24 protein-coding genes are annotated in these 25,101 nt (G+C 71.2%); 12 read left to right on the top strand and 12 right to left on the bottom strand.

The features are described 5' to 3' along the window. The first annotated feature begins 2 nt into the window (after positions 1–2). Positions 3–272 (top strand): DUF2274 domain-containing protein, encoded by a 270-nt coding sequence (locus tag ACLF3G_RS18145; RefSeq protein ID WP_430670818.1) that lies wholly within the window; start codon positions 3–5, stop codon positions 270–272. Here the strand turns inward: ACLF3G_RS18145 and ACLF3G_RS18140 are convergent. Together ACLF3G_RS18140 and ACLF3G_RS18135 are read right to left on the bottom strand one after the other, a co-directional pair. Further along, positions 239–1,198 (bottom strand): LysR family transcriptional regulator, encoded by a 960-nt coding sequence (locus ACLF3G_RS18140; protein WP_430670817.1) that lies wholly within the window; start codon positions 1,196–1,198, stop codon positions 239–241. The genes ACLF3G_RS18145 and ACLF3G_RS18140 overlap by 34 nt on opposite strands. 396 nt (positions 1,199–1,594) lie before the next feature. Continuing rightward, the gene (locus tag ACLF3G_RS18135; RefSeq protein ID WP_430670816.1) at positions 1,595–2,929 is read right to left on the bottom strand and encodes a tyrosine-type recombinase/integrase; all 1,335 of its coding nucleotides are present in this window, start codon (positions 2,927–2,929) and stop codon (positions 1,595–1,597) included. 294 nt (positions 2,930–3,223) lie between these two features. Here ACLF3G_RS18135 and ACLF3G_RS18130 point away from each other — a divergent pair, with 294 nt between their 5' ends. Then, positions 3,224–5,635 carry a helicase-related protein gene (locus ACLF3G_RS18130; RefSeq protein WP_430670815.1) on the top strand — a complete coding sequence of 804 codons (2,412 nt, stop codon included), beginning with the start codon at positions 3,224–3,226 and terminating at the stop codon, positions 5,633–5,635. On the opposite strand, the gene ACLF3G_RS18125 is transcribed toward ACLF3G_RS18130, so the two are convergent. The 6 genes from ACLF3G_RS18125 to ACLF3G_RS18100 form a co-directional block, all read right to left on the bottom strand. Beyond that, positions 5,636–6,508: an alpha/beta fold hydrolase gene (locus ACLF3G_RS18125; RefSeq protein WP_430670814.1), complete on the bottom strand. Its 873-nt coding sequence runs from the start codon at positions 6,506–6,508 to the stop codon at positions 5,636–5,638. Between the two features lie 267 nt (positions 6,509–6,775). After that, entirely contained in the window at positions 6,776–8,221 is a 1,446-nt protein-coding gene (locus tag ACLF3G_RS18120) for an aldo/keto reductase (protein WP_430670813.1), read from the bottom strand. 80 nt (positions 8,222–8,301) lie between these two features. After that, entirely contained in the window at positions 8,302–9,606 is a 1,305-nt protein-coding gene (locus ACLF3G_RS18115) for an ABC transporter substrate-binding protein (RefSeq protein ID WP_430670812.1), read from the bottom strand. A 58-nt stretch (positions 9,607–9,664) separates the two neighbouring features. Beyond that, positions 9,665–10,063 (bottom strand): DUF4440 domain-containing protein, encoded by a 399-nt coding sequence (locus tag ACLF3G_RS18110; protein WP_430670811.1) that lies wholly within the window; start codon positions 10,061–10,063, stop codon positions 9,665–9,667. Next, positions 10,056–11,087 carry an aldo/keto reductase gene (locus ACLF3G_RS18105; protein ID WP_430670810.1) on the bottom strand — a complete coding sequence of 344 codons (1,032 nt, stop codon included), beginning with the start codon at positions 11,085–11,087 and terminating at the stop codon, positions 10,056–10,058. Before ACLF3G_RS18105 ends, ACLF3G_RS18110 begins: the two co-directional genes overlap by 8 nt. Next, complete coding sequence (locus ACLF3G_RS18100; protein WP_430670809.1) at positions 11,084–11,416, bottom strand: TIGR04076 family protein; 333 nt, start codon at positions 11,414–11,416, stop codon at positions 11,084–11,086. Before ACLF3G_RS18100 ends, ACLF3G_RS18105 begins: the two co-directional genes overlap by 4 nt. A 133-nt stretch (positions 11,417–11,549) precedes the next feature. Between ACLF3G_RS18100 and ACLF3G_RS18095 the strand changes: the two genes are divergently transcribed. From ACLF3G_RS18095 to ACLF3G_RS18080, 4 genes are read left to right on the top strand one after another with little or no spacing between them, the layout of a single operon-like run. Further along, positions 11,550–12,299, top strand: coding sequence for an ABC transporter ATP-binding protein (locus ACLF3G_RS18095; RefSeq protein ID WP_430670808.1), 750 nt, complete (start codon positions 11,550–11,552; stop codon positions 12,297–12,299). Further along, positions 12,296–13,009, top strand: coding sequence for an ABC transporter ATP-binding protein (locus ACLF3G_RS18090; RefSeq protein ID WP_430670807.1), 714 nt, complete (start codon positions 12,296–12,298; stop codon positions 13,007–13,009). Before ACLF3G_RS18095 ends, ACLF3G_RS18090 begins: the two co-directional genes overlap by 4 nt. Next, positions 13,009–13,932: a branched-chain amino acid ABC transporter permease gene (locus ACLF3G_RS18085; RefSeq protein WP_430670806.1), complete on the top strand. Its 924-nt coding sequence runs from the start codon at positions 13,009–13,011 to the stop codon at positions 13,930–13,932. Before ACLF3G_RS18090 ends, ACLF3G_RS18085 begins: the two co-directional genes overlap by 1 nt. Beyond that, the gene (locus ACLF3G_RS18080) at positions 13,932–14,858 is read left to right on the top strand and encodes a branched-chain amino acid ABC transporter permease (RefSeq protein WP_430670805.1); all 927 of its coding nucleotides are present in this window, start codon (positions 13,932–13,934) and stop codon (positions 14,856–14,858) included. The genes ACLF3G_RS18085 and ACLF3G_RS18080 overlap by 1 nt, the downstream gene beginning before the upstream one ends. Positions 14,859–14,902: 44 nt before the next feature. On the opposite strand, the gene ACLF3G_RS18075 is transcribed toward ACLF3G_RS18080, so the two are convergent. After that, a complete protein-coding gene (locus ACLF3G_RS18075; protein WP_430670804.1) occupies positions 14,903–16,480 on the bottom strand; it encodes an ABC transporter substrate-binding protein in 1,578 nt (525 codons plus the stop codon). A gap of 147 nt (positions 16,481–16,627) precedes the next feature. Here ACLF3G_RS18075 and ACLF3G_RS18070 point away from each other — a divergent pair, with 147 nt between their 5' ends. Together ACLF3G_RS18070 and ACLF3G_RS18065 are read left to right on the top strand one after the other, a co-directional pair. Continuing rightward, positions 16,628–17,377, top strand: coding sequence for a DUF2786 domain-containing protein (locus ACLF3G_RS18070; protein ID WP_430670803.1), 750 nt, complete (start codon positions 16,628–16,630; stop codon positions 17,375–17,377). After that, positions 17,374–17,805, top strand: a complete 432-nt coding sequence (locus ACLF3G_RS18065) for a hypothetical protein (protein ID WP_430670802.1) — start codon at positions 17,374–17,376, stop codon at positions 17,803–17,805. The genes ACLF3G_RS18070 and ACLF3G_RS18065 overlap by 4 nt, the downstream gene beginning before the upstream one ends. Here ACLF3G_RS18065 and ACLF3G_RS18060 read toward each other — a convergent pair. Both ACLF3G_RS18060 and ACLF3G_RS18055 read right to left on the bottom strand, forming a co-directional pair. Next, positions 17,802–17,966, bottom strand: coding sequence for a hypothetical protein (locus ACLF3G_RS18060; RefSeq protein WP_430670801.1), 165 nt, complete (start codon positions 17,964–17,966; stop codon positions 17,802–17,804). The genes ACLF3G_RS18065 and ACLF3G_RS18060 overlap by 4 nt on opposite strands. Before the next feature lie 54 nt (positions 17,967–18,020). Next, entirely contained in the window at positions 18,021–19,622 is a 1,602-nt protein-coding gene (locus tag ACLF3G_RS18055; RefSeq protein WP_430670800.1) for an MFS transporter, read from the bottom strand. Positions 19,623–19,752: 130 nt separating this feature from the next. Here ACLF3G_RS18055 and ACLF3G_RS18050 point away from each other — a divergent pair, with 130 nt between their 5' ends. From ACLF3G_RS18050 to ACLF3G_RS18035, 4 genes are read left to right on the top strand one after another with little or no spacing between them, the layout of a single operon-like run. Continuing rightward, entirely contained in the window at positions 19,753–20,037 is a 285-nt protein-coding gene (locus tag ACLF3G_RS18050; RefSeq protein ID WP_430670799.1) for a hypothetical protein, read from the top strand. Positions 20,038–20,039: 2 nt separating this feature from the next. Beyond that, positions 20,040–23,651: a PAS domain S-box protein gene (locus ACLF3G_RS18045; RefSeq protein WP_430670798.1), complete on the top strand. Its 3,612-nt coding sequence runs from the start codon at positions 20,040–20,042 to the stop codon at positions 23,649–23,651. After that, on the top strand, positions 23,620–23,994 hold the full coding sequence (locus tag ACLF3G_RS18040) for a response regulator (RefSeq protein ID WP_430670797.1): 375 nt from the start codon (positions 23,620–23,622) through the stop codon (positions 23,992–23,994). Before ACLF3G_RS18045 ends, ACLF3G_RS18040 begins: the two co-directional genes overlap by 32 nt. 14 nt (positions 23,995–24,008) lie before the next feature. After that, on the top strand, positions 24,009–24,416 hold the full coding sequence (locus ACLF3G_RS18035; protein WP_430670796.1) for a CBS domain-containing protein: 408 nt from the start codon (positions 24,009–24,011) through the stop codon (positions 24,414–24,416). Between the two features lie 2 nt (positions 24,417–24,418). Here ACLF3G_RS18035 and ACLF3G_RS18030 read toward each other — a convergent pair whose 3' ends face one another. Beyond that, positions 24,419–25,015: a DUF533 domain-containing protein gene (locus ACLF3G_RS18030; RefSeq protein WP_430670795.1), complete on the bottom strand. Its 597-nt coding sequence runs from the start codon at positions 25,013–25,015 to the stop codon at positions 24,419–24,421. Positions 25,016–25,101 lie beyond the last annotated feature (86 nt).

The raw sequence follows: 25,101 nt of genomic DNA, 5'->3' as shown, positions 1-25,101 counted from the left end.
CCATGCGGAAGCTGAAGCTTGGCCCGATCATCGACGACCGTCCGGTGAAGCTCACCGTGGAACTGTCTGCCGAGCTTCACCGCGACCTGGTCGCCTACGCCGAGGCCCTTTCGCGTGAGACAGGGCAGCAGGTGGAGCCCACGAAGCTCGTCGCGCCCATGCTGGCGCGATTCCTCGCGAGCGACCGGGGGTTCCGCTCAGCGCGACGGGCCGCGCCTCCCATGCTCGCGCCGCAGCGTCAGTCTGCGCCGCCGCGCGAAGGCGGATCCTGAATCGCGCGGAGCAACGCAAGGAACCGACGCAACGCCGGATTGTCACGCTTGGGATCCCAATATGCCGCAGCCTCCACCATCGTTGGGCCGTTTTCGTCGCCGACCGGCCGAAAGACGACACCCGGGTATGACGCTCCCGAGGCGGATTCCGCCAGCACCGCGACGCCGAGGTCGGCGCCAACGAGGTTGAACAGCGCCTCGCGGCCGATATCGTGCGCTGCGAAGCGTGCTCCGTGACCAGCCGGCAGCAACCCCTCGACCTTTGCGCGCGCCTCCGGCCCGGAGCCGCGGGACGTGACGATAAAGGTCTCACCAGACAGGTTGTGCCATGGGACGATCGATCGATCGGCAAGGCGGTGCCGCTCGGGTAGGGCGACCATGCCGGCCTCCTGCCAAAGAGCCAGACGGTCGAGCCCCGGCTCGTCGTTCGGGCCCAGCAGCAGGGCGAGGTCAACATTTCCGCGACGAACCGCGGTCAGGAGGTCGTGCCTCCCTCCCTCCCGAAGCCACACCTCGATTCGTCGACGCTGCCGGACAAATCGGACCAAAGAGTCCCGGAAGCGGCCAGTTGAAGCCGAAAAGTAGGTGCCGATCACTAGCCGTCCGGTCGCTGCCGATCCGGCGTCCCGCGCGCGGCTCGCCGCGTCGCGCACCTCGTCGAGCAGCCGCGTCGCGTCCGCGAGGAACCTTTCGCCCGCCTCTGTCAGCTTTACGCCCGATGATCGCCGCTCGAAAAGGGACACGCCGAGCCCATCCTCCAGAGCACGAAGCCGCCGGCTGACCGCCGATGGTGTCAGACCCACCCCGCGCGCCGCCACGCGGATACTGCCGCTTCGAGCCACCGCGATCGCCAGCGTCAGGCCACGCAGGTCGATTGCCCCCAGGAGGCCAGCGCTCGCTCCCCACCTTTCAGGCTGTCGCGGCACCTAGGCCAGCCTCCATTGCCGGCCGACCCCGATCCCGGTCGCGCACGGAGTTTGGAGCGCGCCTCAAGCGCGCAGGACCGGGCCTTTCTGCAATCAATGCGGGCAGCGTGCCTGAGCCAACCGCCGAACTGCAATCACATTTCGGGAACCGAGCGCCCGACGTGACAGGCTTCGATGCGGTACAGGGAGACCGAGTTGAACCGGCAATTTGTTATCGGACCGATTTTCCTCGCGGCACGAGCCGCGGTGAATGAACAGCCTCGGTCATGGTCGCAAATCCCGTGCGCAGGTCGAGGCTGCTCGCAAGCTGCACGCACCGTCGGGGGTGAATCGCGAGCATCGTCAACGTCAACCCTGGCTCGGGCTTCACGACCAGCCTGAACGAGACGCGCGTCCCTACGAAGAAGGTGCGGGGGCCGCCGAACTGAGTGGAACGCTTGGACCGGCGAGCCCCTGAGCTTCAATGCGCCGACGTCGGGCCCGCTTGGGGCCGACGGGTTTCATCAGCTGTTGGATATGGGCCGCAATCCTATCGGCTGCGCCGAGAAGGACAGCGTCCGCCGAATGGATGTACCGTGCCGTGATCGACCCGCTGCGATGGCCGATCAGCGCGGCAATCGTCGATTCACCGTAACCGAGATCGGCCGCTACAGACGCGAACGAGTGGCGAAGCAGGTGCGGCGTGATGTCTCGCGGCACATCGCCGAGCTTCATGACGCGTTCCCAAAAACCGGTGAACCCGGTCAGCGACCCGTCACCCCTCGATGCGGGAAACACAAGTTCGCGGTCACGCTCGCGGGCCGCCAGAATTGCGATAACCGGTCTGGCCAGCGGCCGCATCGATGCGCCGGTCTTCGTATCGCCCAGACACGCGGTGCGACGAGCAAGGTCGAGCTCGGACCACCTCAGCGCCAGCACCTCGCCGCGACGCCACCCAGTGAGGGCAAGAGCGCGTATTGCATCGACTGCGGGCTGCCAGATCTGCTGCTCGATTGCCCTCGACAGAGCCATGCCGACCAGCGCGTATTCCGCATCAATCAGACGACGCTGTCGCTTCCCATCCGCGAAGCGGGTCACGCCGTGCACGGGATTATCGACGCGAAGGCCCTGTCGCACGGCATAGCCGAAGATCGCGCCTAGAAGGCCCACAGTGCGCGTTGCGGTGCCGCGGCCACCGCGAACGTTCGCGACACCTCGGGCCTTTGTCTTGACGCGGACCGCGGACTTACCTTCGGCGACCGCGTGCATGAAGCGCTCAACGTCATCCCGCGCAACAGCGGCCACCGACAGCTTGCCGAGCAGCGGCTTGATGTGGCGAACCACTCGGCCGCGATCGGTCATCAATGTGCTCAGCTTCTTCCCCGCCCGGCGTCGCGTGAGAAGGCGACCAGCCTCGGCTTCCTGCAGATACTCGTCGCAGAGTTCAGCAACGGTCGTGATCTGGGAACGCTGCCGGCGCTTGTCGCCTGCGGGATCCGCGCCATCAGCGACGAGACCGAGCAGCCGCTTCGCTTCGATCCTCGCCGTCTCCGGCGTCCATGGGGCGCCATGGCGGCCAATTGTGTAGCGGCGGGGACGTCCGTCGCGCGTCCGATATAAAACCACGTAGGCGATGGATTTACTGCGCTGCCGCCGGGCGCCGAAGCCTGCCACCGCGCTATCCCAGACCTCCTGGTTCGGCGCGAGCGCGGCCACCTCTCGGAGCCCGATCCGCCGACGTTCGATCGCCATGCTACGTGCCTCCACCATCTGGCTAGGTAGCAGATAGGTAGCACGAACACGGAAATCCCGCGAAGCATCGTCGCGTCAGCGGCGGTCTTAAGCTTTTGAATTATCGGAGATCGTAGTGCTTCGGCAGGCTCTGTCGCGCCCTCGGTATGCCCAGTTGAAATCTCTCCGAAGGCAGAGGTCGAAGGTTCGAATCCTTTCGGGTCCGCCACTCACCTGATCCTGTTCGGTTCCGTCCCGATGGCCGAGCGCCGGCAACCGCGGCACCTGGCGCGCGCTTGGCGCCGAGGAGACCCGATGCCGGCCGACCCGTCCGATGCCATCCCGACCGACTACAGCCTCGATGAACTGGCCCGCGACGCCGGGCTGACGCTCGCGGCCGCCGAGCGGCCGGCCCTGCTGCGCGCCCTGGGTGGCGCCGCGCCGGCCTCGGCCGATGTGCTGCGCGAGGCGCTGTTCGCGCTCCGCCGCCGCAGCTGGCGCCGCCGCATCGGCGAGCTGGCGCGCCAGGCCGCCGCCCTGCCGGCCCGCACCGAGGATCTGGACGCCGCGGCCGCCTCCATCACCGACCCGGACCCCGACGAGCCCGCGCTGCGGGAGGCGCTGCGCCAGGCCGTGCTCGCCCGCCTCGGTGGCCACGGCACCGCAGCGATTGCGCTTGCCGTGGCGCTGGAGGATCTGCCACGGCCCGCCGGCGGAGAGCCGACGCTCGATGCCATCGGCCACTGCGCCATGCTGGTGGCCGAGGCCGTCGCCATGCCGGCCGCCGAGGCCGAGGCCTTCGCCCGCCGCGCCGTCGCCGCCGAGCGCACCGCCCGCACCGCGCGTCGGGAGGCGGCCCGTGCGGCCCGGGAATCTACGGTGGCGGAGGAGGCGCGGCTCAAGGAGTGGGAAGCCTCCCTGGTCGGTGCCGAGGCGCTGCCCGCTTTGCTTGGCTGCTCGCCCGCCGAGGCGGAGGCCTGGGTCACCGAGGGCCGCCTGCCGATCGCCCGCCACGTCCTGGTCCGCCGTCGCGGCCGCCGCATCCGCGTGCCGGAATTCGACCCGGCGGTGCTGCGTGCCCTGGCCCCCACGACGCGATCCTGGCGCGCGCCCGCGGCCCCGCGCGCCCCAGCTGGCGTGCCGGCCGCACCGCGGGAGGATCTGCGCCGCACCAGCCACGCCACCATCGCCCGCATCGCCGGGCTGGACCGCTACGCCGCACACTTCGCCACCGCCCGCGCGCTGGACCGCCGCATCCTCGCCTGCCTCGGCCCGACCAACTCAGGCAAGACCTACTTCGGCCTGTCCCGCCTGGCGGAGGCGGAGTCCGGCGTGGCGCTCGGCCCGCTGCGGCTGCTGGCACATGAGTACCGGGAAGCGCTGGAGGCGCTCGGCGTGCCCACCGCCCTGTCGACCGGCGAGGAACGCATCGAAAGCCCCGGCAGCCGCCACACCGCCGCGACTGTCGAAATGTGCCCGTTCCGCACGCCGGTCGACGTCGCCGTGGTGGACGAGGCGCAGATGCTTGCGGACCCGGATCGAGGCCCGGCCTGGACGGCGGCGATCATGGGCGTGCCGGCGCGTACCGTCATCGTGCTCGGCGCGCCCGATGCGGCACCGATGCTGCGGCGCATCGCAGAGTTGTGCGGCGACCCCCTGGAGGAGATGCGGCTGGAGCGCATGGGGCCGCTCACCGCGGCGCGTACCCCGGTGCCGCTGGCGGAGATCGGCCGCGGCGATGCGCTGATCGCCTTCTCGCGGCGGGAGGTTTTTGCCTTGCGGGCGGAGTTGCTGCGCCGCGGCCGCAGCGTCGCGGTGGTCTACGGCGCGCTCGGCCCCACCGTGCGGCGGGCGGAGGCGCGGCGCTTCCGGGACGGGGAGGCGGAGGTGCTGGTGGCGACGGATGCCATCGGCATGGGGCTCAACATCGGCCCGCTGCGCCGCGTGGTGTTCTCCGCCCTCAGCAAATGGGACGGCACGCAGGACCGGCCGTTGACGGTGCAGGAGATCAAGCAGATTGGCGGCCGCGCCGGGCGTTTCGGCGGTGCCCATGCGGAAGGCGTGGTCGCAGTACTCGCGGGCGGCGGCGACCCGGCGCTGATCGCCCGTGCCCTGGCGGCGGGCGCGACCCCGCCGGTGGATCTGCGCCCGCCAGTGGCGCCCGATGCCGACATCGTCGCGGCCGTCGCCGCCGAGATCGGCACGCAGAGCCTGTTCGGCACGCTGCGCCGCATCGAACGATCGGTGCTGCGGCGCGACGACCCGAACTACCGCCTCGGCGACCTGTCGACGCAGATCGAGATCGCGGCGGCGGTCGATGGCGTGCGCGAACTGCCGCTGCTGGACCGCTGGACCTATGCGCTGTGCCCGGTGGATGTGCGGGACCAGGGCGTGGCGCGGCTGGCGGATTGGGCGGTGGCGCAGGGCATGGGGCTGGCCGTCGCGCCGCCACTCGCCGGCCGCCTGCCGCCGCCGGACCGTGCCGGGCAGGATGCGCTGCAACTGGCCGAACGGGTGCATCGCCGACTGGTCGCCTGGCGCTGGATGGCGATGCGCTTCCCGCAGACCTTTCGCGACCTCGACGGCGCTCTGGCGGAAAGCCGGCGGCTCAATGAATGGATCGAAGCGGTGCTGTCGGCGCAGCCCTCCGACCGTGTTCGCGCGGTGGCCGGCGGCGGGGAGATGCCGCGGCCGAAGGTCAAGGGGCGCGGCGGGCGCGGACGCTGATCAGTCGGCGAGGAAGTCCAGCAGCAGCCGGTTCACCTCGTCCGGCGCGTCGTGCTGCACCCAATGCGTGGCCCGCGGCAGGTGGAAGGCCTCGCCCTGGTCGCATAGGGCCAAGCCGGCCTCCGCCAGGCGGCGGTGCAGCGCGATGTCGCGGTCGCCCCAGATGATGCGCAGCGGGACGGCGATGCGCCCGGGTGTCGGCGCCGGGCGATGGCGCAGCAGGGCGCGGTACCAGTTCAGCATGCCGCGCAGGGCGCCGGGCTGCGACCAGGCGGCGCGGTAGGCGGCGAAACCTTCGGCGGTGAAGCTGCCGCGCGATGCGGTGGCGCGCATGGCCGTGCGCAGGGCCGCGAAATCGAAGGCCCGCAGCACCGCCTCCGGCAGCGCCGGCACCTGGAAGGCGCCGATGTAGCCGACGCGGAGCGCCTGCAACGGATGCCGCAGCATGTGCCGGCCCAGCGTCGCGGGGTGCGGCCCGTTGAGGATCGCCACACGATCCAGCCGCCCTGGGTTCCGGCTGGCCAGGTGCCAGGCCAGGATGGCGCCCCAGTCATGCCCGACCACGGCAAAGCGGTCTCGCCCCAGCGCGTCCGCCAGGCCGAGAACGTCGTCCGCCACGGTATCCAGCCCATAGGCCGCGACCTCCGCTGGCTTGTCCGACAGGTTGTAGCCGCGCAGATCCGGTGCCAGCACGCGCAGCCCCGCCGCGGCCAGCGCCACGATCTGCCGCCGCCAGCCCCAGGAGAACTCCGGGAAGCCGTGCAACAGCAGCACCAGCCGGCCCTCCGCCGGCCCCGCCAGGATGGCGTGCAGGGTGATGCCGTTGGTCCGCAGGTGCCGCGCCTCGGCCCCTGGAATCGCTGACAGGTCCATGCGGCGTCGCCTCCCGTGCCGTCATCGCGTAGGCATCCCGGTTCCGCCGCGCCAGGCGGAACCGGGATGCCGTGGCAACGCTACGCCCCGCATCCGGGGAGCATGGATCATGGTGGAACGGCTTCGCAACGCGACCGTGGTGGTGGCCGGCGCCTCCAGCGGCATGGGGCTTGCCACTGCATTGGCCCTTGCCCGCCGCGGCGCTGTGGCTGGCGCGGCGCGAGCCGACGCCTCGGCCCCTGCCGCGCGCCGTGATCCGCCGTTCAATCAGGCTGCGTCCACCACCGCCTCCGCCTCGATCTCCACGAGGTAGGGTCCGACAAGGCGCGCCACTTCCACCAGCGTGTTCGCGGGGCGCGCGGCGGCGAAGGCGCGGCCATGCACGCGGCCGACCCCTTCCCAGTCATTCGCGTCGCGCAGCCAGATGCGGGTCTGCACGACATCGTCCAGCGTGCCGCCGAGGGCTTCCATCGCCGCCGCGATCTTGTCGAGGATATAGACCGCCTGGCCCGCCGCATCGCCCGGGGAGACGACGCTGCCATCGGTATGGGTCGCGGTGGTGCCACTGACCAGGATTCGGGTGCCGACGCGCACGGCGCGGCTGTAGCCGCAAAGCGTTTCCCAGGTGCTGCCGCTGTCCACGCGCAGCCGACCGGGGCGGAACTCGGTGGCGGTGTAGGCCTTGGGCAGCGCATCGAGGTGGTGGCTGAGATCGCCGGAGGCGGTCAGGAAGGGCGGCCTGCGGTATTCATCGCCGCAATCGCCCGGGATCGGCCTGGTGGCGGCGAAGGCGTGGCCGAGCCGGTCGTGGTCCTCCGCATCCAGCGCGAAGGAGAACAGGCGCAGATTGTCGGCGCGGTGCTCCGCCTCCGTCAGCCGTGCGCCCAGGATCACCGCGCCGACCGCCGGCTGGTCCAGCACCCAGCGCGTGGCCACGTTGCTGAGGGAGACGCCGTGCCGGCGCGCGACTTCCGATGCCGCGCGCAGCACGCGCTGGAACGCGTCCCAGCCGCCCATGGCCGCGATGAAGCGGCGGTATTTCATCTTCGACCAGTCGGCGATCTCCGCCGGCGCGTCGCGCCCAAGCCAGCGCTCCGACAGGAACCCGCCGCCGAGCGTGCCGTAGGCCAGCAGCTTCACGCCATGCGCCAGGCAGAACGTCGACATGTCGCCGGCCGCGCGTCGGTCCAATAGCGAGAAGGACAGCTGGTTGGTGGCGACGGGAATGCCCTGCTTCACCGCGACGCGCAGATGGTCCGTGTCGAAGTTGGTCACGCCGATGTGGTGCAGCGCGCCCTCCGCCCGCATCGCCGCCATCTCCCGCAGCGCATCGAGCCAGGCGGGGTGGTGGAAGGACCACCAGTGGAACTGCATCAGGTCCGGGATGCAGCCGAGGCGGGCGATGCTGCGGCCGACGCCTTCGCGCACTACCTCCCGCGTCATCGGCCCGGGTGTCGGCACCCATTTGGTAAAGACCTGCGCCTGGCCGTCGGCATGGCGGAAGCGGGAGAAGATCTGCTCGGCGCCGCCATAGTGGTCGGCCATGTCGAAGCTGTCGAAGCCGGCATCGGCGTACTCCGCCATGGCGGCGGCGGCGGCGGCGTGGTCCAGCACCCGGCCCTCGCGTTCCTGGTCCGCCACCTGCCACAGGCCGGTGACGATGCGGCTGGCCTCCAGGCCAGGGGCCAGCAGGATGCGGGGTGGCTTTGTCATCGTGTGCAGGACTGCGCCTTTCTGTTCCCTCTCCCCATCAGGGGAAGAGGGTCGGGTGAGGGGGGTCTCGCCGCCAGATATCACCGCGACGGCAATTGCCGCTGCACCGCCTGGACTTCCTCGACCGTCATCTGCCCGACCGTGGTGATCTCGCCGTTCTGGATGCGCCACTTGCGGAAGGGGCCGGTGATGTCGCCGTTGCCGTCGAATTCCACCGCGCCGATCACGCCGACATAGCGGATGGCGCGTCCCGCGCGCAGTTCCGCCAGGGCGCGCGCAAAGCCCTCCGGCCCCGCGTGGATCTCGGTGCCGCCCGGTGCCGTCACGGCGCGGATGGCGTCGCGGATCGCCGGCGCCTCGAAGCTGCCGGCCTTGGCGATGGCAAGGCCGAGGATCGCGGCCGCATCGAAGGCCCGGTCCGCCGCCGGCGCGCCGGCGCCGAAGCCGCCCGACATGGCGGGGTAGGCGCGGGCGAAATATTCAGTGGAGGGCGTGGTGACGGTACCCGATGACGTGCCGAAGGCGTTGTTCAGGAAGCGCGGCCCGACATCGCGGATGAAGTCGGCGCTGTTCATGCCGTCATTCAGCAGGAAGGTCGCCGGGCCGCCCTGCTGGATCCAGGTGCGGGCGATGGTGGTGCCGTCGCCGGGATAGCTCACCAGGTACAGCGCCGGCGGATCGCTGCGCAGCGCGTTGGTGACTTCCGGCGCATAGCTCGCCTGGCCCTGGTTGTAGGGCGTGGTGGAAACGATCTCGCCGCCGAGCGCCACATAGGCGCGGCGGAATTCCGCCACCATGTTCACGCCGAAATCGTTGTTGACGTGGATGATGGCGAGCTTGCGCAGCCCCTGATCCATGGCATAGCGCGCCGCCGCCGTGCCCTGCAGCGCGTCCGAGGTGATGGTCCGGAAGAACCAACCCCGCGTCTGCCCCTCCGTCGCCATCCGCGTCAGGGTGGGGGAGGAGGAGGCCGGTGAGACCTGCACGACCCCCGCCGGCCCGGTCACGCTGGTGACGATCGGGATGGAAACCGAGGAGATGATGCCACCGATGATGGCCGGCACCCGCCGCAGATCCACCAGCTGCCGTGCCTGGTCCACCGCGACGCTGCCCTGGGATTGCGCGTCCCGCAGGTCGAAGCCGAGCCGGCAGCCGGCGATGCCCTGGGCGCCGGCCGCGGCATTCAGTTCGTTGAAGGCGAGTTCCACCGATTTCGCCGCCGCCTGGCCGAAGCGCCCGGCCGGGCCGGTGAGGGAGACGACCATGCCGACATTGTGGGTGCAGGCCGGCGCCTGGGCCTGGGCCTGGGCCGGGGCCGGGGCCGGCATACCCAGTGCGGTGGTGGCGAGCGCGGCTGCGAGCGCGGCGCGGCGGAGGATCGGCATTATGGTTGGTCTCCCGGATTTGCCGCACTGTCCGGGCAGCGTGAAAATCTGTCCAGCATCAAACCGGTGGCGTGACCCAGGTTTCCTGCACGAACAGCCAGCGCGGGCCGTCCGGCCCGGTTCGGAACAGCGCAGCGGAGCGGCGGGCGGTCTCCTGCCCGCGCAGCCATTGCCGCTCGACATAGTGCATCAGCACCAGGCCGGGGGCCTCGTGCTGCGCGAAGCAGTCCTCGATGGCGATGCGAAAGCCCTCGCCCCGGCCGCCGCGGGCGCCTTCCAGGAAGGCCAGCACCGCCGCGCGGTCCAGCCGCGCGCCGCCCGGCATCACCATGGCGAAGCCGGGCGCGAAGGCCGCCTGGAACCGTGCGAAGTCGCCATGCCCGGGGGCGCCGAGCCAGCTTTCGAAAAGCTGGTGCAGGGCGACGATTTCGGTAGCGCAGGCTTCGGCGTCAGTCACGGTTCAGGTCGTATTTCATGATGCGGCCATGCGGTCCGTCGCGATCGCGCTCCAGCGCGTAGGTGTCGCCTGCGGGTCCAGGTGCCTGCGCCAGCACGGCGTCCAGCGCGGCATGGTCTTCGGCATCCAGCGCGAAGTCGAAGGCGGTAAGATTGTCCGCCAGGTGTTCCGCATAGCGCGCACCGACGATGGCACCGGCGACATGCGGCTGGTCCAGCACCCAGCGCGTGGCGACGGCGGTGATGGAGACGCCGTGCCTGCGGCCGATGCCGTCCATCGCCCGCAGCAGCGCCTGGAATGCGTCCCAGCCGCCGAATTCCTCGATGATCAGCCGGTACTTCGTCAAACTGCGGTTGGCGAGTGGCTCTGCGGGTGCCGGCTGATCGAGCCAGCGCGAGGACAGGAATCCGCCGGCGACGGTTCCGTAGCACAGCAGCTTTGTGCCGCGATCCGCGCACAGGCCGGAAAATGCGCCCGCCGGCCGGCGGTCCAGCAGCGAGTACTGCGTCTGCATGGACACCATCGGCACGCCTGCATCCAGCATCGCCGCCGTGGTCGGCGTGTCGAAGTTGGTGCCGCCGATGTGGCGGATTTTGCCGGCAACTTGCAGCCGGTGCAGATGCTGCGCCGCCTCGATGCAGCCGGGCACCGCGTAGTTCCACCAGTGGAACTGCACGAGGTCCAGCGCCTCCACCCGCAGCCGCGCCAGCGATCGGTCGATGATGCGGGTGACATAGCCCAGGTCGACGCGCGGCAGGTCGGACCAGTCCGGCACGAACTTCGTATGCACCTGCAATTCGCCATGGCGGGTGGGGGAGGCGCGGAACTCGCCGATCATGTCCTCGACGCCGGTGTAGATGTCGGCGCAGTCGAAGGTGGTGACGCCGGCAACGACGAATTCCTGCATGTCCGCGATGGCCCGCGCGCGCTCCACCGCGCCGTGCCCGCCGGCCAGCTGCCAGCCGCCGCGCAGCAGGCGGGAGATGGTGTAGCCCGGGGCGAGTTCGAACCGCGGAACGCTCATGGTGCCGGCACCGCGGTGGTCTCGCCATGCCGGAAGCGGCGCAGCGCGGTGCGGGTGATGCGGAAGCGGGACGGGCAGTTGGGGTCGGGGCAGGCGACCTCCGCATCCGTGCTCATCCAGTCCTGCGGATGGCTCGGCCGCTGCTTCGCCGGCAGCAGCGGCAGCAGGGCCGCGAGGGAGTACATCGAGAAGCCCTGGTTCGGCGGAAAATGCAGCATCTCGCCATGGACCTCGAAATGATCGCCGGGCACGGCGCCGCACCACAGCTTCGCGCCCCGCGGCGCCACCACCTCCACCCGCAGGTCCCAAAGCTCGAAGCTGTCGTCCATCCCGCCCATCCTGGTGCCTGGCGCCATATCAGGGGGAAGGGCGGCCTGCCGCAAGTCAAGCCCCGAGGGGAATGGGCCTTGACCGGCGGGCGGCCGGCAGGTTGATGCGAGGCGCAGGGCGAAGGGCGGCTGGATGTTGGTGGCGCAGGGCGTGGAAAAGGCGTTCGGCGGGCCGCCGGTGGTGCAGGATGTGTCCTTCACCCTGGCGCGCGGCGCCATCACCGGCCTGATCGGGCCGAACGGCGCCGGCAAGACCACGCTGTTCAACTGCCTGGCCGGCACGCTGCGACCGAGCGCCGGCAGCATCACGCTGGAAGGCAGCCGCATCGACGGCCTCCGCCCCGACCAGATCTTTGGCCGCGGTTTGGCCCGCACCTTTCAGATTCCGCGCCCCTTCGCGGCCATGACGGTGCTGGAGAATGTGATGCTGGCACCGGCCGCGCAGGCGGGTGAGCGCTTCTGGGCCAATTGGCTGCGCCCCGGCGCCGTGGCGGCCGAGGAACGCCGCCTGCGCGACCGCGCCCTGCACTGGCTGGATTTCGTCGGCCTGACGCGGCTGGCGCAGGACCCGGCGCGGGTGCTGTCCGGCGGCCAGCGCAAGCTGCTGGAACTGGCGCGCGTGCTGGTGGCGGAGCCGCGCCTGATCCTGCTGGACGAACCCGGCGCCGGCGTCGCGCCGCCGCTGCTCGCCATCATCATGGAGAAGATCGCGGCGCTGAACGCTGCCGGCACCAGCTTCCTGATCATCGAGCACAACATGGACCTTGTCTCCCGCCTGTGCCGCCCGGTGATGGTGCTGGCGCAGGGCAGGCTGCTGATGCAGGGCGCGCCGGAGGAGGTGCAGCGGGACCCGCGCGTCATCGAGGCGTATCTCGGCGCATGATTCCGGCTCTCGAATTCAACGCCGTCGAGGGCGGCTACGAGCCGGGCCTGCCGATCCTGCGCGGCGCCTCACTGAGCGTGGCACCTGGTGAGATCGTCGCGCTGCTCGGGCCGAACGGCGCCGGCAAGTCGACGCTGGTGAAGGCGGCGGCGGGGCTGGTGCCGATCTGGTCCGGCAGCGTCCTGCTCGGTGGCCGCGACATCACACGCGTGCCGGCGCACCGCATGGTGCAGGAGGGTCTCGGCTTCGTGCCGCAGACCGAGAACATCTTCGCCAATCTCAGCGTGCTGGAGAATCTGCAACTCGCCGCCGCGCTGGTGCCGAAGGCGCGGCGTGGCGACATCGGGAAATTGTTCGAGCTGTTCCCGGATTTGCACAGGCAACGCAGGCTGGCTGCCGGGCGGCTGTCGGGTGGTCAGCGGCAGATGCTGGCGGTGGCGCGCGCGCTGGTCGCGACGCCGAGCGTGCTGATGCTCGACGAGCCTTCCGCCGGCCTGTCGCCGCTGCTGGTCGGCACGGTGTTCGAAAGGCTGCGCGTGGTACGCGATGCAGGTGTCACCATCCTGCTGGTCGAGCAGAACGTGAAGGCCGCACTCGCCATCGCGGATCGTGCCGTGGTGCTGGTGGAGGGCCGGGAGAGGCTGGTCGGACGTGCCGCCGACCTCGCCACCGATCCGCGTCTCGCCAGCCTGTATCTGGGGATTCACTGATGCTGCAACTGCTGGCGGATGGGCTGGTGGTGGGCTCCGTCATCGCGCTCGGCGCGGTCGGGCTGACGCTGACCTATTCCATCCTGCGCTTCGCCAATTTCGGCCAGGGTGAGTTCCTGACCTGGGGCGCTTACCTCGCCGTGACGGCGCTCGGCTTCATTGTCGCGGTGACTGGCGGCGGCGTGATGCAGCCGATCGGGCCGTTCTCCTTCGGTTGGGAATTGCTGGTGGCGATGGCGATCGCGGCGGCGCTGACGGCGGGGCTGGCGCTGGCGGTGGACTGGCTGCTGTTCAAGCGGCTGCGGCAGAAGGGTGCGGCCATCACGCTGGTCATCGCCAGCTTCGGCGCGGCGCTGGCGCTGCGCAACCTGCTGCAGTTCCTGTACGGCACGCTGCCGGAATACTACACGCGTGAGATCCAGATCGCGATCCGGCTGGTGCCGCGCGACGTGATGGGCGGGCTGCGCGTCACGCCGGACCAGTTGCTGGTCATCGGCATGACCGGCGTTGTCGTGCTCGGCCTGCACATCCTGCTGACCCGCACCACGCTCGGCCGCGCCATGCGCGCCACCGCGATGAACCCGGCACTGGCGCGCGTCGCTGGCGTCGACGTGGCCGCGGTGGTGCGGGCCACCTGGATCATCGGCGCGGCGTTGGCCGCCGTCGCGGGCGTGTTCGCCGGGCTGGTCGGGCAGATCCGGCCGGGCCTCGGCTTCGAATTGCTGCTGCCACTGTTCGCCGCGGCGATCCTGGGTGGCATCGGCAGCGTCTGGGGCGCAGTGCTCGGCGGCTTCATCGTGGGACTTGCCGAAAGCCTGTCCGTGCCGCTGTTCGGTGCGGAGTATCGCGCGGCCACCGCCTTCCTGGTGCTGATCGCCATCCTGCTGCTGCGGCCGAACGGGCTGTTCGGGGAGAAGCCCTGATGGACCTTCTGGCCTACGGCACCTTCTTCCTCGCCTTCGCCGGCATCTTCGCGGTGATGGCGCTGGGGCTGAACCTGCAATGGGGTTTTTGCGGATTGTTCAACGTCGGCGTGGCGGGGTTCGTCGCCATCGGCGCCTATGCCTCCGCCCTGCTGACCACCGCGGGCGGGATGCCGGTGGCGGTGGGTTGGCTCGGCGCCATGGCCGCGGCAGGCATCGCCGCCTTCATCGTCGGCCTCGCGGCGCTGCGGCTGCGGGAGGACTACCTCGCCATCACCACCTTCGGCATCGCCGTGGTCATCCAACTCGTCGCGCTGAATGCGCAGTGGCTGACCGGCGGGCCCTTCGGCATCCAGTCCATCCCGCGCCCCTTCTTCGCCGCGCTGGGGGCGGGCCTTGCCTGGAACCTCGTCTACCTCGCCCTGGTGCTGGCGGTGCTGGGCCTGTCCTGGTGGGCGCTGGAACGGCTGGTCGCCAGCCCCTGGGGCCGCGTGCTGCGTGCGATCCGGGAGGATGAGGTCGCCGCCGCCTCGCTCGGCAAGCGCGCCATGGCATTCCGGCTGCAGAGCTTCGTGCTGGGCTGCATGCTGATGGGTCTCGGCGGCGCGCTGTATGCCCACTTCGTCGGCTACATCGCGCCGGAGGATTTCCTGCCCGTCCTGACCTTCCAGGTCTGGGCCATGCTGATCGTCGGCGGGTCCGGCCGCAACCTCGGCGCGGTGGCCGGCGCGGTGCTGGTCTGGGGCATCTGGACGGTGTCCGGGGGCCTGCTGCGGGACCTGTTGCCGCAGGCGGAACAGGCGCGCGGCGCGGCGTTGCAGGTGGTGCTGATCGGCGTGCTGATCGCAGCCATCCTGGTCGCCCGCCCGCGTGGGCTGTTCGGGGAGCGTGCGGGCGTGTCCCGCCACGCGGGGCGAGAGGGGTAGCGCCTGATCTGCGAAGGCGGAACGCCGGTGCGGTGAACCAGCCGCTACGCCTTGGCGATGTTCCAGTACACCGGCACCGCCGCATCCAGGATGCCGTTGAGCCGCGCGCTGTGTCCGCGCACCAGCGACATCATGCCGATCGGCACATAGGGCACCACCTCCAGCGCCCGCGCCTGGGTCGCCGCGGCGATCCGCCGGCGTTCCTCATCCGTCAGCACCACCGCGAATTCGTCGCGCAGCCGCTCCATCTCCGCATCGCAGGGCCAGCCGGGCAGGGCGGTGCGCTCGCAGGCGGAGCGCAGCGCGATGTGGCTGACCGGGTCCATCAGGTCGACCGCCGCCGGCGCCGAGACGAACAGGCTCCAGCCACCCTGCTGCACGGTGTTGCGCGACAGGCGCCGCGTGATCAGCGTCGCCCAGTCCATCGCCTGGAGGTCCACATTCAGGCCGGCGCGCCGCAGACGGTCCGCCGCGACGCGGGCGAAGGTGCTGCTGATGGTGCTGTCCTGTGCATCCAGCACCACGACCGGCGTGCCGTCGTAGCCGCTGGCCTGTACCGCGGCCTTCGCCCGATCCAGGTCACGCGCTGGCCAGCCCTCGCTGCCATGCATGGGCGAGGCACAGGGAAAGAAGCTGCGGCAGTCGCGCCAGCGCTCGGGGTCGGTCATGTAGGCCGGCATCATCTCCGCCGGATCCACCAGCAGCAGCATGGCCCGTCGCAGCGCCGCGTTGTTGAAGGGCGGAACCGCGTGGTTCATGCGGAAGATCGGCTGGACGCCGGCAGTGTCCTGCGCCGCCAGCCGCAGGTTTGCGTTGCGCGTCACCACGCCGAACAGGTCGGGCGGCAACTCCTCGAAGATATCGAGTTCGCCGGTCTGCAACGCGTTCAGCGCCGTGGTGGCATCCGGCAGGAACAGCCACTCCACCTGCTCGATGCGGGCGTGCTTGCCGCCCGCCATGCCGTCCGGCGGCTCCGGCCGCGGCCGGTAGGCAGGGTTACGGTTGTAGGTGGTGCGGTCGCCGAGCCGCCAATCCTCCCGCCGCAGCATGTAGGGCCCGCTGCCGGTCGGGTCCGTGATCGGCGTGGCAATCGGGGCCGCGGCGATGCGGGCCGGCATGATGAAGGCCGGCAGGCCGGAGGGTTTCGCCAGCGCGTTCAGCACCAGGCCCCAGGGCTTCGCCAGCACCAGGCGGAAGCGGCGGTCGTCCAGCGCCTCCAGCCGGTTGCCCTCGGCCAGCATCTGCGCGCCGTGGCCATCGCGGATCGCCCAGCGGCGCAGGCTGGCCACCACGTCGGCGCTGGTGACGGGCGCGCCGTCATGGAAGCGCAACCCGTCGCGGAGGCTGAAATCCCAGGTCAGGCCATCGGCGCTGACGGAGTGGTCCTGCACCATCTGCGGCTGCGGGCGCAGCTTCGAATCCAGCGCGAACAGCGTATCGTAGACCATGTAGCCATGGTTGCGCGCCATGTATTCGGGGCTGATGAAGGGGTCGATGCTGCGAAGGTCGCCGAACAGCTTGATCCGAAGAACACGTGGATCACCGCGCCGCTGCGCCAGGGCCGGGGCGGCCAGAGGCAGGCTGGCGGCGAGCGTCAGCACGGCACGGCGATCGACGCGCATGGAGGTCATCCTTCCCTGGCGTCGCGCTTCAGGTCCGGCGACCGCCGTTGCTTGACCGGGACGGTATTTGGCGGGCGCCGCCGGTGTCAACGACATTGCCAATCGTCGGGCCTTTGCTAGGAAGCCGGTCCGGAGGATCCATCGACGGTGCAGCCTCGACAGCAGACCGAGCTTGAAAAGGTCAAGGCCCGCATCCGCGCGCTGGCCGCGAAGACCACCGACCGTGGCTGTTCCGAGGCCGAGGCGATGCTGGCCGCGCAGAAGGTTGGCGAACTGCTCGAAGTCTATGGCCTTGGCATGTCCGAGGTCGAACTGCGCGAGGAAGCCTGCATCCAGCGCGAGGTCGTCATCACCGGCGCGCGCCTCCAGGCCGTCGGCATCATCTTCATGGCGATCCTGCGACTGACCGAAACCCGCGGCTGGATGGTCGGCCGCAGCCAGTTCGTGGTCTTCGGGCTGGAGCCCGACGTGCTGATGGGCGAATACCTGCTGCATGTCGTCGCCGGCGCCGTGGACCATGAGGAGACGCTGTTCCGCGCGAGCGAATCCTACCGCCGCTCCCGCCTCGCCCCGCAGCAGCGCCTGCGCAGTTTTCGGTATGGCTTCGCGGAACGGGTCTCCGACCGGCTCGATGAACTCGCGGCGCATCGGCGGGCATCGGAGGAAGCCGCCCATGCCACCTCCGGCGCCGGCACCGCACTGGTGGTGGCGAAGGAGGCGCGGCTGAGCGAAGCCTTCCGCGGCCTCGGCATCCGCCTGCGCTCGCGCACCACCACCCGTCGCGTCAGCGATGGCGCGGCGTTCCGGCAGGGCGTCGCGGCGGGCGGCCGGGTCGGGCTGGAGCGGCCGGTGGGTGCCGGCGCGGCAGCTCCGGCGCTGCCGCGCCCCCGGCGTTGACCGATGCCCGCGCCCGCCGGGTCTATGCCTGGGAGGACCGGGTGGTGGCGCCGCTCGACCGGTCGGAGGTACCCTTCGCGCAGATGCAGTCCCTGGTCGACCATGTCTGGGCGTCCGAGGGCCTGCGCTGGCCGCCAAGGGTCCGCCACCGCCGGGCGACACGTGCCACGATCGCCACCGGCAGCCGCCTCGCCATCGAGGCACCGGACACGCTGCCAAGCTGGGTGCTGCTGCACGAGATGGCACATGCGCTGACCGATCCGGGCGACGGCACCCCACATGCCGGGCATGGGCCGGATTTCCTCGGCCTCTACGTCAAGCTGCTGGTCCGCCATGCACGGCTGGACCAGGCCATGCTGGCGGAGTCGCTGAAGGCGGCCGGGCTGTCCTGGAACCCGCAGGCCCGGCCGGTCCTGGCCGGGGATTAGCCGCCGCCGATCCCCTTGTTCACCTTGCCGGACCCGCCGCAGGTCTCGCAGCGGCGCTGGCCGATGCGGCCGGTGCCTTCGCAGTCCGGGTAGATGTCCTCGCCGGTGCCGGGCGTGCCCGGTGGTGCATCGTCGCCTGGGCGCGGAGTGGTTGCCGACATCATCGCCTCCCTTGCCTGACCTGCCGCATCAACGCAGCGCCGCCGCCGCGCGTTTCACGGCTGCACATGCAGGTGGCGCGTCACCACCGGCGGGCGCCGGTCGCGGTGCAGCGCGGCGGCGGCGGCGAGTGCCGCGCGGTCCGCCGCATCCAGCCGCGCCGCCTCCCGCAGGTGGTCGGTCCAGCTTTCCATCGCCCAAAGCTCGGTCCAGAGGTCCGGCCGCGCCACATCCTCGTACAGCCGCCAGACCAGCGCGCCGGAGCGCAGTCGCACCTCCCGTACCTCTCGCATCGCTTCCAGAAAGGCGGCGCGGTCGGTTGCGTCGATGCGGTAGCGCACGGCTTCCAGCACCCGCCCGGAATCCTCGTGAAGCAGGCTGTGCAGGTGCTCCGCCGGCGCCTCCGGGTCCGGCAGCGCGGGCTCTGTTGTCTCGACGCGCCCGCGGCGCATGAAGCGCGCCAGGCGCCAGGGCCGCACCAGCAGCGCAGTGGCCGCCCCGGTGGCGGCACACAGCAGCAGCGCGGAGGGAACGCCCAGCCGCAGGCCGACCCAGCCCCAGAGGGCGGAGCCCACCGCCAGCGCGCCGAAAAAAGACAGGTGGTAGATGCCCAGCGCCCGCGCCCGCGCCCAACCCGGCGCGCTGACCTGCGCCGCGGCGCCGAGCGTGCTGCCGGCCAGCAGCCAGGCCGCGCCGAACACCAGCAATGCCGGCCCCGCCATCGCCCAATGCGTTGCCAGGCCGAGAGCCGCCATCGCGGCATAGGCGGCCAGCGAGGCGAGGAATACCAGCCGCCCCTCCGGCACCCGCGCTCGCAGCCAGGGCAGTGCCAGCCCGGCCGCCACGGCACCGGCGCCGGCCAGGCCGAGCATGGTGCCGAAGGCCGCCGGCCCCAGGCCCAGCCCCTCCCGCACCAGCAGCGGCAGCAGCGCCCAGACGGCGGCGGCGAAGAAGAAGAAGGCGCAGGCGCGCAGGATGGCGGCGCGCATGCCCGGGGAGGCGACGGCGAAGCGCAGGCCGGCCCGCACCGCCGCCGGCAGGCGTTCCGGTGGCAGGCCGGTGCTCGGCGGCGCCGGCCGGCGCCAGGCGACCAGCGCCCACAGCAGCGCCAGGAAGGCCAGCGCGTTCAGCCCGAAAGCCGCCACCGGCCCGGCCGCCGCCAGCACGAAGCCGCCGAGCGCCGGCCCCAGCGCGCGGGCCAGGTTGAAGCCGACGCCGTTCAGCGCCACCGCCTGCACCAGATCGTCCGGCGGCACCAGCTCCGGCGTCGCCGCGGCCCAGGTCGGGAAGATCACCGCGGTGCCGGCACCGATGGCGAAGGTCAGCGCCAGCAGGCCCCAGGCGCCCAGCATGTCGAGCCAGGCGAGCCCCGCCAGCGCCAGCCCGGCGAGCGAAATCCAGAGCTGCGCGCCGATCAGCGTCATCCGCCGGTCCAGGATGTCGGCCAATGCGCCACCCGGCAGGGCGAACAGGAATACCGGGAGCATCGCCGCCGCCTGCACCAGGCTGACCATGATGGGGGAGGGGTCGAGGGAGGTCATCAGCCACCCGGCCCCGGTGTTCTGGATCCAGAGGCCGGTGTTGCTGGCGAGGCTTGCGATCCACAGCGCGCGGAAGGCGTCGTGGCGGAGCGGTGAAAGTGCGGCGGGGGGATTCATGGGGCTTCCGGCAGGACCGGGCCAGATACGCGGGCGGCGGCCCCGGGTTCGCCGCACCACGCCGGAACGGAATTTGCGCCGAGGGCGAACCCGCGCCCCTCCGCCGGACTTTACCCGGGGAGGAGACCCCATGGCACGAGATACCCTGCCTGCCTCCGGCTGGTTGCCGGTGGAGGCGCTGGATGATTTGGCGGACAGGCAGGCGGCCGCGAGCCGGGAGGAGGCGGAGCGCCTGGTCGCCCTGCCACCCCGCGAGCGTGTGCTCGACCTGATGCGGCTGGTGGCGAGTGGGACGGCGGAAGAGGCGAAGCTGCGGCCCGCCGACCTCGCCACGGTGCTCGCCAGCTTCGAAGGGCCGGCGTCGCCCGACGCCGCGGCGCTGGCCGCGATGTTCCCCACCCTGCCCGAAGACTGACCATGCAGGCCGAGGACGCGGTGCTGGACCTGCCGCTGCTGGCGCTGGAGGCGATGGAGGTCGGCGTCTGTTGCACCGACCGCGCCGGCGCCTGCACCTTCGTCAACCAGGCCGCGCTGCGCCTGCTGGGCTACGAGGATGCCGCCGGCCTACTGGGCCAGGACCTGCATGCCCGCATCCAGCAGAGCCGCGCCGATGGCAGCCCGCATGCGGCCGCCGACGGGCCGCTGCGGCAGGTGCTGACCAGCGGTCGCGGCGTGCGGCTGGCGAATGAGGTGCTGTGGCGCCAGGACGGCAGCTTCCTCGTCGCCGAATTCGCCGCCAGCCCGATCCGTGCGCCGGGCGGCGCGGAGGTGCTCGGCGCCATCGTCACCTTCCGCGACCAGGCGGACCGCGCCGATGTCGAGGCGCGGCTGGCCGTGCAGTATGCTGTCAGCCGGGTGCTGGCGAGCGAAGCCGGACTTGATGCCGCGCTGCCGCGAATCCTGCAGGCCATCGGCACCGGCTTCGGCTGGAACATCGGCGTGTTCTGGACAGCGGATCTGGAGGAGGCGGCCCTGGCCCCCGCCGCCACCTGGACCGCGCCGAACGTTCGCGCCCCCAACCTGGCGAAACAGACCCCGGTGCTGCGCTTCGCGCGCGGCGAGGGCATGCCCGGCCGCGTCTGGGCGGAGGGCCAGCCGGAACTCGTCCCGGTGCTGGCGGCCGATCCCTCCATCGCCCGCCGCGCGGCGGCGCTCGCCGATGGCTGCCAGGCCGCGATCGGCGTGCCGGTGAAGGCCGGGGAGGAGACCCTCGGCGTGCTCGAGTTCCTCGACCGGGAGCCGATCCGGCTGGATGCGGAACTGCGCGACGCGCTGGCGACGCTGGGCCAGCAGATCGGCCAGTTCATCCGCCGCCGCCACGCCGAACAGGCGTTGCGGGAGCGGGAGGAACAGTATCGCTTCATGGCCGATTCCATCCCGCAGCTGATCTGGACCGCGGCGCCGGATGGCGGGCTGGACTACGTCAACGCACGCTGGGTGCAGTATTGCGGCCTGCCTGCGGAGGCAGCGCTCGGCCACCGTTGGGCGGAGGTGATCCACCCGGAGGATCGCCCTGCCATGCAGGCCGATTGGCGCGCGGCGCTGAAGCGCGGCGAAACCTACACCACCGAGGCCCGCATCCGGTCGCGCGACGGCAGCTTCCGCTGGTTCCTGACCCGCGCCGTGCCGCTCAAGGGTCGAGGCGGCCGTGTGCTGCGCTGGTTCGGCAGTTCCACCGACATCGAGGAGGCGAAGCGCGCCGAACGCGAGGTGCGGCTCAGCGAACAGCGCTTCCGGTCCCTGGTCGAGGCGACCTCGGCCATCGTCTGGACCACGCCGGCGTCCGGCGCCTTCACCAGCGACCAGCCGAGCTGGTCCAGCTTCACCGGCCAGGCGCCGGCGGAGTACGAGGGCAATGGCTGGCTCGCCGCGGTGCATCCGGAGGACCGGGAGGCGACGATCGCGGCGTGGCGGGAGGCGCTTGGTGGGCGCGCCATGTACGAGGCGGAACACCGCCTGCGACGCGGCGATGGGCAATGGCGGCACATGATGGCCCGCGCGGTGCCGATCCTGGCGCAGGATGGCAGCCTGCGCGAATGGGTCGGGCTGCACATGGACGTGACCGAGACCCGGCGCACCGAACGCGCGCTGCGCGAAAGCCAGGACCGGCTGCGCGCCGCGCTGCTCGCCTCCCGCACCGGGACCTTCCGCTGGGACATCTTCTCCAACGAATTCGAGATGGATGAGGGATTTCTCCGGCTGGTCGGGGCCGCCGGCACGGCGCCGCAGCGCGGCGTGCAGGCGGCGGTGGCGGATTTCGTGCATCCGGAGGACCGTGATCGCGTCGGCGTCGAGATGACGCGCATCGCGGCGGAGGGCGGCGACGTCGATCTCGAATTCCGCGTGATCCGCGCCGATGACCGCGCGGTGCGCTGGATTTCCGGCAAGGGCGAGACCACGCGCGGCCGCGGCGGCCAGCCGCTGCACATGATCGGTGCCATCGTCGACATCACCGACCGCCGCCGCTTCGAGGAGGAACTGGTCTCCGCCAAGGAGGCGGCGGAGGAAGCCAACCGGGCGAAAAGCCAGTTCATCGCCAACATGAGCCACGAGCTGCGCACGCCCCTGTCCGCCGTCATCGGCTACACGGAGCTGCTGGAGGAGGAGGTCGAGGACCTCGGCGTGGAGGCCGCCGAGGCGGTGCTGGAGGACATCCGCAAGATCCGCGGCAATGCCCGCCACCTGCTCGACCTCATCAACGACGTGCTCGACCTGTCCAAGGTCGAGGCCGGCAAGATGGAGGTGCAGGCGGAGGACTTCGACGCCGACGCGCTGGTGGCGGAGGTGGCGGAGACGGTGGACTCGCTGATCCAGCGCAACGGCAACACGCTGGTGCTGGACCTCGCCGAAGGTGGCCTGGGCGCGATGCACTCGGACCCCGTCAAGCTGCGGCAGTGCCTGTTCAACCTGCTGAGCAACGCCGCGAAATTCACCGAGGGTGGTCGCATCACGCTGTCTACCCGCCGGCTGCCCGACGAGCCCACGCGGCTGCAGTTTCGCGTGCAGGACACCGGCATCGGCATGACGGAGGCGCAGTTGCAGAAGCTGTTCCGCCGCTTCAGCCAGGCGGACGCCTCCACCACGCGCCGCTTCGGCGGCACCGGCCTGGGCCTCGCTCTGACCAAGGCGCTGAGCCACCTGCTCGGCGGCGACATCGCGGTGGACAGCGTGCCGGACCAGGGCTCCACCTTCACCCTGACGCTGCCCGCCGACCTGCGCCGCGTCGCCACCACGCCGGCCGAGGAACCGGCGCCGCAGCAGGGCGAGGGCGCGACCGTGCTGGTGATCGACGACGACGCCCCGACCCGTGACCTGCTGTCACGCTTCCTGCTGCGCGAGGGATTTTCCGTGCGCACCGCGATCGACGGCGCCGAGGGGCTGCGCGTCGCGCGCGCCATCCGGCCCACCGCCATCCTGCTCGACGTGATGATGCCGCGCATGGATGGCTGGGCGGTGCTGTCGGCGCTGAAGTCGGATGACGAATTGCGGGAGATCCCCGTCATCATGGTCAGCTTCGTGCAGGAGAAAAGCCTGGCCTTCTCGCTGGGGGCCGCCGACTACCTGCCGAAACCGGTGGACTGGCAGCGCCTGAAGCGCGTGGTCGAACCGTTCCGCGCGCCACAGGGCTTGGCCCTGGTGGTGGAGCACGACGCGGCGACGCGGGAGGAGTTGCGCCGGATGCTGGAGCCGGAAGGCTGGTCCGTCGTCGAGGCGGAGAGCGGGCCGGACGCGCTGCGCCGCATGGCGGAGACGCTGCCGCAGGTGGTATTGCTGGACCTGCAGGCGCCGGAACCCGGCGGCCTCGATTTCCTGCAGGCGATGCGCCGGCATGCGGAGTGGCGCGGCGTTCCGGTGATCGCGATCGCGGACCGCGAGTTGCGTCCGGGTGAACGGGAACGCCTGCGCGGCCAGGTGCGTCGCATCGTGCAGGCGGAAGACGGCGTGCCGGAGGAGTTGCTGCACGAACTCCGCCGCATCGCTGGAAAGGGAGAACGGGATGCCGAAGCTGCTGCTGGTCGAGGATCATGAGGAGATCTGGGACTTCCTGTCCCGCCGCCTGCGCCGGCGCGGCTTCGACGTGGTGCTGGCGCATGACGGCCAGGCGGGCGTCGACAAGGTGCGCAGCGACCGGCCCGACCTGGTGCTGCTCGACATGAACCTGCCGGTGATGGATGGCTGGACCGCTGCGCGCGCGCTGAAGGCGGACCCTGGCACCGCCGCGATCCCGATCATCGCGCTGACCGCACACGCGCTGGCCGGGGATCGCGACAAGGCGCTGGAGGCCGGTTGCGACGACTACCACCCGAAGCCGGTCGATTTCTCCCGCCTTCTGGAACAGATCGCGGCGCGGCTTCCGGCGGCCGCGCCATGAAGGTGTCGGAGGTGATGAGTCGCGACGTCGAGTTCCTGGCCGCCGATGTGCCGGTCAGCGAGGCCGCGGTGATGATGGGGGAATTGGAGGTCGGCGCCGTGCCGGTCGGCACCGCGGACCGGCTGGAGGGCGTCCTGACGGACCGGGACATCCTGTACCGCGTCGTTGCCAAGGGCCTGGATTGCAGTGTCGTGCGGGTGCGGGAGGTGATGACCCGGCCCGTCTTCGCCTGCGGCGAGGATGACAGCGTGCAGGCGGCCATGGACCTGATGGCGTCGCACCACATTCGCCGCATGCCGGTGCGTGACGCGCAGGGCGTGGTGGTCGGCTGGATCACCCTCGGCGACCTGTCGCGCCGCCTGCTGCTGGACAGCGGCCACCTGCAACAGGCGCTGCGCGAGGTGACGGAGGAGGCGGCCTGACCTCAGGCGCGGTAGCGCCGGTTGAGGCTGGCGGTGACCTCCTCCGGCAGGGCCAGCCGGGCCGCCAGGTAATCGAGCCAAGCCTGGTTCACCCGGCTGCGCCGGTCCAGCGCCAGCAGCGACGCGGCATAGGCATGCGGGCCGAGCCGCGCCTCCATCACGTGGTTCAGCAGCGCGCCGAGCGGCAGCGGTGCGGCCATCGCCTCCGGCAGCAGGCGCCGTTCCGCCTCCCCGGCCCCAATGGCGTCCAGCGCCGCGCCGATCCGGTCCCGTTCCGCCTCGTCGATCCCGCCATCGGCGTCGGCGGCCGCCACCATCATCCGCACCACCAGCGCACGGCCCCCAGCGTCCAGGGTTCCGAGGTTCAGCGTCAGCGGGAACAGCGTCTGGTGCCGGTTCTGCAGCCAGGCGCCGAGTACCTTGGCGGCCAGCGCCTCCTGCACGATGCGCTGCGGCTCCGGGCCGTGGCGGTGGCGGCGGGTCGGCGGTTCCGGCGGCGCGGCCTCCGCCAGCGCGTCTTCCTGCAAGGCATGGAACTGGCCGTCGCGGTTGCGGCCGAAGCCCATCAGCCGGCCGATGAATTGCTGCGCGGTGGTCATGCTGTTCCCCTGTCCGCTCTGCAACGGAATGGTGCGCGCCGCGTTCCCGCCCCGCCCGACAGGAACCCCGATACCATGACGACCGC

It is taken from the genome of Falsiroseomonas sp. HC035 (assembly GCF_050563525.1).
GTDB lineage: Bacteria > Pseudomonadota > Alphaproteobacteria > Acetobacterales > Acetobacteraceae > Falsiroseomonas.
This window is presented reverse-complemented; position numbering and strand designations above follow the sequence as displayed.

What these genes read in the sequence shown, in the direction of transcription:
- ACLF3G_RS18145 (WP_430670818.1), top strand. Translation starts at nt 3, where the DNA reads ATGCGGAAGCTGAAGCTTGGCCCGATCATCGACGACCGTCCGGTGAAG.
- ACLF3G_RS18135 (WP_430670816.1), bottom strand. Translation starts at nt 2,929, where the DNA reads ATGGCGATCGAACGTCGGCGGATCGGGCTCCGAGAGGTGGCCGCGCTC.
- ACLF3G_RS18130 (WP_430670815.1), top strand. Translation starts at nt 3,224, where the DNA reads ATGCCGGCCGACCCGTCCGATGCCATCCCGACCGACTACAGCCTCGAT.
- ACLF3G_RS18125 (WP_430670814.1), bottom strand. Translation starts at nt 6,508, where the DNA reads ATGGACCTGTCAGCGATTCCAGGGGCCGAGGCGCGGCACCTGCGGACC.
- ACLF3G_RS18120 (WP_430670813.1), bottom strand. Translation starts at nt 8,221, where the DNA reads ATGACAAAGCCACCCCGCATCCTGCTGGCCCCTGGCCTGGAGGCCAGC.
- ACLF3G_RS18115 (WP_430670812.1), bottom strand. Translation starts at nt 9,606, where the DNA reads ATGCCGATCCTCCGCCGCGCCGCGCTCGCAGCCGCGCTCGCCACCACC.
- ACLF3G_RS18105 (WP_430670810.1), bottom strand. Translation starts at nt 11,087, where the DNA reads ATGAGCGTTCCGCGGTTCGAACTCGCCCCGGGCTACACCATCTCCCGC.
- ACLF3G_RS18100 (WP_430670809.1), bottom strand. Translation starts at nt 11,416, where the DNA reads ATGGACGACAGCTTCGAGCTTTGGGACCTGCGGGTGGAGGTGGTGGCG.
- ACLF3G_RS18095 (WP_430670808.1), top strand. Translation starts at nt 11,550, where the DNA reads ATGTTGGTGGCGCAGGGCGTGGAAAAGGCGTTCGGCGGGCCGCCGGTG.
- ACLF3G_RS18090 (WP_430670807.1), top strand. Translation starts at nt 12,296, where the DNA reads ATGATTCCGGCTCTCGAATTCAACGCCGTCGAGGGCGGCTACGAGCCG.
- ACLF3G_RS18085 (WP_430670806.1), top strand. Translation starts at nt 13,009, where the DNA reads ATGCTGCAACTGCTGGCGGATGGGCTGGTGGTGGGCTCCGTCATCGCG.
- ACLF3G_RS18080 (WP_430670805.1), top strand. Translation starts at nt 13,932, where the DNA reads ATGGACCTTCTGGCCTACGGCACCTTCTTCCTCGCCTTCGCCGGCATC.
- ACLF3G_RS18075 (WP_430670804.1), bottom strand. Translation starts at nt 16,480, where the DNA reads ATGCGCGTCGATCGCCGTGCCGTGCTGACGCTCGCCGCCAGCCTGCCT.
- ACLF3G_RS18060 (WP_430670801.1), bottom strand. Translation starts at nt 17,966, where the DNA reads ATGTCGGCAACCACTCCGCGCCCAGGCGACGATGCACCACCGGGCACG.
- ACLF3G_RS18055 (WP_430670800.1), bottom strand. Translation starts at nt 19,622, where the DNA reads ATGAATCCCCCCGCCGCACTTTCACCGCTCCGCCACGACGCCTTCCGC.
- ACLF3G_RS18050 (WP_430670799.1), top strand. Translation starts at nt 19,753, where the DNA reads ATGGCACGAGATACCCTGCCTGCCTCCGGCTGGTTGCCGGTGGAGGCG.
- ACLF3G_RS18045 (WP_430670798.1), top strand. Translation starts at nt 20,040, where the DNA reads ATGCAGGCCGAGGACGCGGTGCTGGACCTGCCGCTGCTGGCGCTGGAG.
- ACLF3G_RS18040 (WP_430670797.1), top strand. Translation starts at nt 23,620, where the DNA reads ATGCCGAAGCTGCTGCTGGTCGAGGATCATGAGGAGATCTGGGACTTC.
- ACLF3G_RS18035 (WP_430670796.1), top strand. Translation starts at nt 24,009, where the DNA reads ATGAGTCGCGACGTCGAGTTCCTGGCCGCCGATGTGCCGGTCAGCGAG.
- ACLF3G_RS18030 (WP_430670795.1), bottom strand. Translation starts at nt 25,015, where the DNA reads ATGACCACCGCGCAGCAATTCATCGGCCGGCTGATGGGCTTCGGCCGC.